Genomic DNA, 6,277 nt, shown 5'->3' with positions numbered 1-6,277 from the left:
CGTTCGTCAACTGTTCCAAGGGAGAGGCGAAGCGCCTGCCGCTCCCCCGCGACCTCGACGAGCGCCGCTGGGACGACCTGGACTTCCTCGGCTGGTATCACTCCGGGGATCATCAGGAGCAGCCCGCCCAGCATCAGGAAGCCGTTGCCCTTGCTGCCGGCCGGGGCGGGGGCGGGGGTCGCGGGAGCGCCGGGCTGCCCCGGCATCTGCTGGAGGGTCTCGGTGAGGTTGCGGAAGGCCCGCCGGCCGGCCCGCTTGATCACCGCTCCACCGAGCACGGCACCGGCGACCAGGATCAGCAGCACGGTGAAGCCGTTCGCCGCACCGGCGATCACGGTCAGCAGCCAGATCTCCAGCACCAGCCAGACGGCGACGCCCAGCGGCAGGAGGGTTCGGGCGCGTGAGCGCCGTGGACGGTTCGGAGGCGGTGTGCCGGTCGTCATGTCCCCAGTGTGCCTGTACGGGCGTGCAAGCGGCGTAAGGGGGTGATCAAGAGACCCCGTCGCGGGCGGTCAGGGGGTCTTGCGGCCCAGCACCTTGTTGGCCCGGCCGGTGATGCCCCAGCCGGTGACCCGCCACAGGGCCTCGACGAGGATGTCGCGGCTCATCTTGGAGTCACCGATCTCCCGCTCCATGAAGGTGATGGGCACCTCCACGACGTGATAGCCGGCCTCGACGGCCCGCCGGGCCAGGTCGACCTGGAAGCAGTAGCCCTGGGAGGCGACCTCGTCGAGGCCGAGACCGTCCAGGGTCCCGGTGCGGAAGGCGCGGTAACCGCCGGTGACGTCCCGCACGGAGAGGCCCAGCAGCATCCGGGAGTAGAGGCTGCCGCCGCGCGAGATCATCTCGCGGTGCCGGGGCCAGTTGACCACACGGCCGCCGGGGACCCAGCGCGAGCCGAGGACGAGATCGGCGCCCTTGAGCGCGGTGAGGAGCCGGGGCAGTTCCTCGGGCTGGTGCGAGCCGTCTGCGTCCATCTCGACCAGGACGCCGTAGCCGTGCTCCGAGCCCCAGCGGAAGCCGGCCAGATAGGCGGCCCCGAGCCCTTCCTTGCCCTTGCGGTGCAGCACGTGCACCTGGCTGTCGCCGGCCGCGAGTTCGTCGGCGACCTTGCCGGTGCCGTCGGGGCTGTTGTCGTCGGCGACGAGGATGTCCGCTTCCGGCACGGCGGCGCGCACCCGGGCGACGATCAGCTTGACGTTCTCGGCCTCGTTGTAGGTCGGAATGATCACCAAGACTGTGCCGAGCGGGCCGAACTGCCTCTGACCGCCGTCGTTCACTACTGCCCCTTAAAGTCCGTACGCAGGTGCACACCATATCCAGCACGACGCGCCCGGGCTCCGACGCGGTCACGGGGCGGCGTGTGGCGCGTGGACAGAACCGTGGAACTGGGGACAGAAAGGCAGCACTGCGGATCGGGGCCCGGCGTCCTTCGGGCCGACCTGGGACCCGCTGGCTGCGGGTCGACCGAGAGCCGTTGTCTACTGAACCTCCGGGCCCCACCCGGGTCGCACCTGCCGTCCGGACGAAACCTTCCCTCGCCCCCGAGGCGCGGGCGCTGAACCTGGCTGTCAGTGGTGGTGCACCGGTGCGGCACACCGCCCCATGACCCAGCGGCGTTCGACGACTGCGTGGAGGTTTGACCGGTCGGACGTCCAGTGGTGGACCCGGCCGAACCTACCGGCCCCTGGGCACGTGCTGTCAACAGTCGCCCTACCTGCTGTTTCTCCTGAAAACACCTGGTCAGCCCCGACGGTGCACAGGTCGTGGCAGAGTCCTGGCGCCTTCGATCGGCGGTACGGAATTCCCTGACGTCACTCGTTCGGCCGTACGTAGACAGTTTGTCCGAAGACCACCGTCCGCAGACAGACCGGAAGCTCCGCTCCCGGGGTGAGGTCGGGCAGGCCGGGGGTGCCGGAACGGGGATCGGTGGACCACCGCGCCACGCGGTCGTCCGGAGCCTGGACCAGCAGGTCACCGGTGCGCCAGACGGCGTAGTCGGCCGGCGCCCCCGGGACGAGCACACCGCCGTCGTCCCGCCCGACGGCCCGCCAGCCGCCCCGCGTGTGGGCGGTGAAGCCGGCGCGTACGGAGACGCGGTGTTCCGGCGTGCGGTGATGGGCGGCGGCCCGCACCGTGCCCCAGGGGTCCAGGGGGGTGACCGGACTGTCCGAGCCGAAGGCGAGGGGCACCCCCGCGCGCAGCAGGGCCGCGTAGGGGTTGAGGGTCGCCGCGCGCTCCGCGCCCAGGCGGCGGGCGTACATGCCGTCGGGGCCGCCCCAGGCGGCGTCGAAGGCGGGCTGGACCGAGGCGGTGAGGCCCAGTTCCGCGAAGGCGGCGACGGTCTCCGGGGTGAGCATCTCGGCGTGCTCCACGCGGTGCCTGGCGGCCCTGATCCGGGCGAGTCCGAGGGTCTCGGCTGCGGTCCGGACGCCGGCGACCACGGCGGAGACGGCCGCGTCGCCGATGGCGTGGAAGCCGGCCTGGAGCCCCGCCTCGGTGCACGCCGTCACGTGTGCGGCGATCCGCGCGGCGTCGAGCCGGCCGGTGCCGGTGTGCGGGGCGTCGGCGTACGGCTCGTGCAGGAGGGCGGTGTGCGAGCCCAGGGAGCCGTCGACGAAGAGGTCTCCGGCCGCGCCGACGGCACCGAGTTCGCGGACGCGGCGGGCACCCTTCTCGTCCTCGACGGGCTCCGCCCAGTATCCGAAGACCCGGGGGCCGGGGTGCTCGGAGGCGAGCTCCAGCAGCCCGGTGAAGTCCTCCTCGTCCGAGATCTCGGGGCCCGCGCACTCGTGCACGGTGCCGATCCCGAGCGATGCGGCGTGGGAAAGGGCGGCGCGCTGGGCCAGCGTCCGCTGCGCAGGTGTGACGGCCCCGTGGGCGGCCGCGCGCACCGCGTGGTGGGCGTCGCCGGTCAGCGGGGCGTCGGGGTGGTAGCCGGCCAGCCCGGTGACGCCCGGGACCAGGTCCAGGAGCGCCGTGGTCACGACGGCGGAGTGGACGTCCACACGGGGCAGGTAGACGGCCCTGCCACCGGCCGCCTCGTCGAGCTCGCGGCGCGACGGGTGGCGCTGCTCGGGCCAGCGGGCGGCGTCCCAGCCGTGGCCGAGGATCACCCCGGCTCCCGCGTGGGCGTTCGCGAACGCACGCACGAGCCCGAGGGCGTCGGCGAGCGAACGCGCGCCGGAGAGGTCCAGCCCCGTGAGGGCGAGTCCGGTCGAGGTGGTGTGGACATGGGAGTCGGTGAAGGCCGGGGTGACCAGCGCCCCTTCCAGGTCGATCACCTCGTCGACGCCACCCGCGAAGGCGTCGGCCGCCCCCTCCGAGCCCACCCAGGCGACATGGCCGCGTTCGACGACCATCGCGGTGGCGAACGGATCGGCGGGGCTGTGGACGTCTCCACCGCGCAGCAGCACGGTGCGGTGTTCGCTCTGGGGGGCGGCGCTCTCGGTCATGGGACCAGTCTCCCGCCTGCCGGGTCCCGCGCCTCCTCCACCCCCCTCCGCAACGCCGGGCGGGACCGTCAGATGCGCGGCGGACGGGCCTCGTAGGGCGTGGAGAGGACGACGGTCGTACGGGTGGAGACACCCGCGAGGGTGCGGATGCGGGTGAGCAGGTGCTCCAGCTCCAAGGGGCTGGAGACCCGCACCTTGAGGATGTAGTTCTCGTCGCCCGCGACGCTGTGGCACGCCTCCAGCTCCGGCACACCGGCGAGTCGCTCGGCGATGTCGTCGGGTGCGCTCGGGTCGAAGGGTTTCACCGAGATGAACGCGGTGAGGGGCAGGCCGACGGCTTCGGGGTCGACGACCGCGGCGTAGCCCCGGATCACCCCGCGCTGCTCCAGCCGGCGGACGCGCTGATGAACGGCCGAGGTGGACAGGCCGGTGGCCTTGCCCAGGTCGGTGTAGCTCATCCGCCCGTCCTTGACGAGCAACTCCACAATCTGACGGTCCAGCTCCTCCATGCGGATCAACCTATGGCCCCGGGCCCTCCAGGCACAGCCGTGGGACCCCTGGAAGGGCACGTTCGAGGGGCATGTGACGAATGCCACAGGTTTACGGGTCGGTAGCCGAGGGCCTCACGGTTACGGCCGACTTCCGACGGGAAGTGCTTGCTGTGGCCGAGGCCGTGGCGCCTTGCCGGCCCACCCGAGGGGGGAAAGAACCATGCAGAGCCTGAAGCTCACCGGACGTACCGAACCGGAGTCCGACGATTACGCCGCTCAGGACGAGGACGCCGTTCCCGACGCGTACGACATGTTCGAGATGTACCGGGTGATCTGCCCGGACTGCGCCCAGCCGATCGCCCTGCTGGCGGACGAGGACGTACTTCCCGAGCACGCGCTGTGCCCCACGCCCTGGAACCCGTTCGTCCTGACCGTCTGCCGCGGTACGAACCGTGACGCCTCCGAGGCGCGCCCGGCCGACGAGTCGATCGAGGTCCAGGAGCAGGAGACCGCGCTCCTGTTGACGCTCCCTCAGGGCCTCGACTGGCGGATGCAGCCCTTCTCGCACGCCGGCGGCCCTGGTTCGCGTCCCCTGCGGTACGTGCCGCAGACGCGGCGTCCCGCCGCCTGACGTCTCCGCCCGCGAGGGCGTACGGCGGCGTGCGCACCACGACGGCCGGACCGGCGTGGTGCGGCCGGCTCACCGGCGGCGGCACCCGAGGAACGGGCGCGCGAATCGGCCGGGCAGTGACCCTGGACCCCGTGGCGCGTTGGCTCTGTATGACCACGCTGCATTCAACGGCCGGCCCCGTACGCCGCCGTCTCGCCGCACCGACGTCCGGAGAATCGGTTCCTCTGCCCGGACCGCCTGCCCGGGAGGCCACGGGGCCGTCCGCGCCGCACTCCACCGACCCGCCCATCTACCGGGCCATGCTGCGCCAGTGGGAGGGCTCGGGCCGGACCCTGCCGGGCCGCCATGACCAGGAGTGGAACCGGATCATGACGACACCGGTCTGGTCGGACCGGGCCGTCCGGGTCAGTGCGTCTCGGGACCCGCGAGGTGACGGGCGATGACCATGCGCTGGATCTGATTGGTGCCCTCGACGATCTGGAGCACCTTGGCCTCGCGCATCAGCCGCTCGACCGGGAAGTCGAGGGTGTAGCCGTAGCCACCGAGGACCTGCACCGCGTCGGTGGTCACCCGCATGGCCGCGTCGGTGCAGAACAGTTTCGCCATGGCCGCCTGCCGCGAGAACGGCATGCCCGCGTCGCGGAGCCGTGCCGCCTCCAGGTAGAGCGCCCGGCCGGCCTCGATCCGGGTGGCCATGTCGGCGAGCATGAAGCGCAGCCCCTGGAAGTCCGCGATGGGCCGCCCGAACTGTCGCCGGTCGGTGGCGTACCGGACCGCCTCGTCCAGAGCCGCCTGGGCGACGCCGATGGCGCAGGCGGCGATTCCCAGCCGCCCCGAGTCGAGCGCGGACAGGGCGATGGCGAAGCCCTGCCCCTCGTCACCGATGCGGCGGTCGCCGGAGATCCGTACGCCGTCGAAGTGCAGCTGGGCGGTGGGCGATCCCTTCATGCCCATCTTCTTCTCGGGCAGGGCGGCGCCGAGGCCCTCGGCGTCGCCGGGCACGAGGAAGGCGGTGATGCCGCGCGGGCCGTCCTCCCCGGTGCGGGCGAGCACCGTGTAGAAGTCGGCGATGCCACCGTGCGTGATCCATGCCTTGGTGCCGGTGAGGACCCAGTCCTCGCCGTCCCGGACGGCCTTGGTGCGCAGAGAGGCGGCGTCGGACCCCGAGGACGGCTCGGAGAGGCAGTAGGCGCCGAGCAGGCCGCCGGCGAGCATCGCCGGGAGGTGGGCGGCCCGTTGCGCTTCGGTGCCGTATCCGGCGAGCGCGTGACAGGCCAGCGAGTGGACGCTGACGCCGAGGCCGACGGTGAGCCGGGCGGCGGCGAGCTCTTCGAGCACCTGGAGGTAGACCTCGTACGGCTGGTCGCCACCGCCGTACGCGGAGTCGTACGGCAGCCCGAGCAGGCCGGCTTCGGAGAGCAGGGTGAAGACCGGGCGCGGAAAGAAGCCCGCTTCCTCTTCCTCGGCCGCCCGGGGAGCGATTTCCTTCGACACGATGTCGCGTACGAGCTCGACGAGCTGCCGGGACTCCTCGGTGGGCAGACGGCGTTCCACCGGCTGCGGGGCACGGTCGGACATGACGGCGCTCTCCTCCCTGTCGGGCGTGACGGCGGTCGCGCGCGGGGTGTGCGCCGCACCGCCGGGTGGTCCCGGGCGATGCCCGGGAAGTTACGGCTCCGCAGCCGATCCTGCCTTCCCGG

Annotated in this window: 5 protein-coding genes and 1 pseudogene; 1 reads left to right on the top strand and 5 read right to left on the bottom strand. The window is 72.4% G+C overall.

The genetic code is table 11. The features are described 5' to 3' along the window. Window positions 1–95 precede the first annotated feature (95 nt). The 4 genes and pseudogenes from fxsA to AB0P41_RS11935 form a co-directional block, all read right to left on the bottom strand. Window positions 96–443 (bottom strand): annotated as a pseudogene (fxsA, locus tag AB0P41_RS11950) (FxsA family membrane protein); the annotation flags it as partial. A 69-nt stretch (window positions 444–512) separates the two neighbouring features. After that, window positions 513–1,280, bottom strand: coding sequence for a polyprenol monophosphomannose synthase (locus tag AB0P41_RS11945; RefSeq protein WP_356712679.1), 768 nt, complete (start codon window positions 1,278–1,280; stop codon window positions 513–515). A 534-nt stretch (window positions 1,281–1,814) separates the two neighbouring features. Next, window positions 1,815–3,455, bottom strand: coding sequence for an amidohydrolase (locus AB0P41_RS11940; RefSeq protein WP_365931570.1), 1,641 nt, complete (start codon window positions 3,453–3,455; stop codon window positions 1,815–1,817). Between the two features lie 68 nt (window positions 3,456–3,523). After that, complete coding sequence (locus AB0P41_RS11935) at window positions 3,524–3,964, bottom strand: Lrp/AsnC family transcriptional regulator (RefSeq protein ID WP_033304241.1); 441 nt, start codon at window positions 3,962–3,964, stop codon at window positions 3,524–3,526. A 202-nt stretch (window positions 3,965–4,166) separates the two neighbouring features. On the opposite strand from AB0P41_RS11935, the gene AB0P41_RS11930 reads away from it, so the two are divergent. After that, on the top strand, window positions 4,167–4,577 hold the full coding sequence (locus AB0P41_RS11930) for a hypothetical protein (RefSeq protein ID WP_365931568.1): 411 nt from the start codon (window positions 4,167–4,169) through the stop codon (window positions 4,575–4,577). Window positions 4,578–4,982: 405 nt separating this feature from the next. Here the strand turns inward: AB0P41_RS11930 and AB0P41_RS11925 are convergent, their stop codons facing one another. Next, on the bottom strand, window positions 4,983–6,155 hold the full coding sequence (locus AB0P41_RS11925; RefSeq protein ID WP_365931566.1) for an acyl-CoA dehydrogenase family protein: 1,173 nt from the start codon (window positions 6,153–6,155) through the stop codon (window positions 4,983–4,985). Between the last annotated feature and the right edge of the window lie 122 nt (window positions 6,156–6,277).

The sequence above is a fragment of the Streptomyces sp. NPDC079167 genome (genome assembly GCF_040686735.1).
GTDB lineage: Bacteria > Actinomycetota > Actinomycetes > Streptomycetales > Streptomycetaceae > Streptomyces.
The sequence above is the reverse complement of the archived record's forward strand: the minus strand, read 5'-3'. Positions and strand labels throughout refer to the sequence as shown.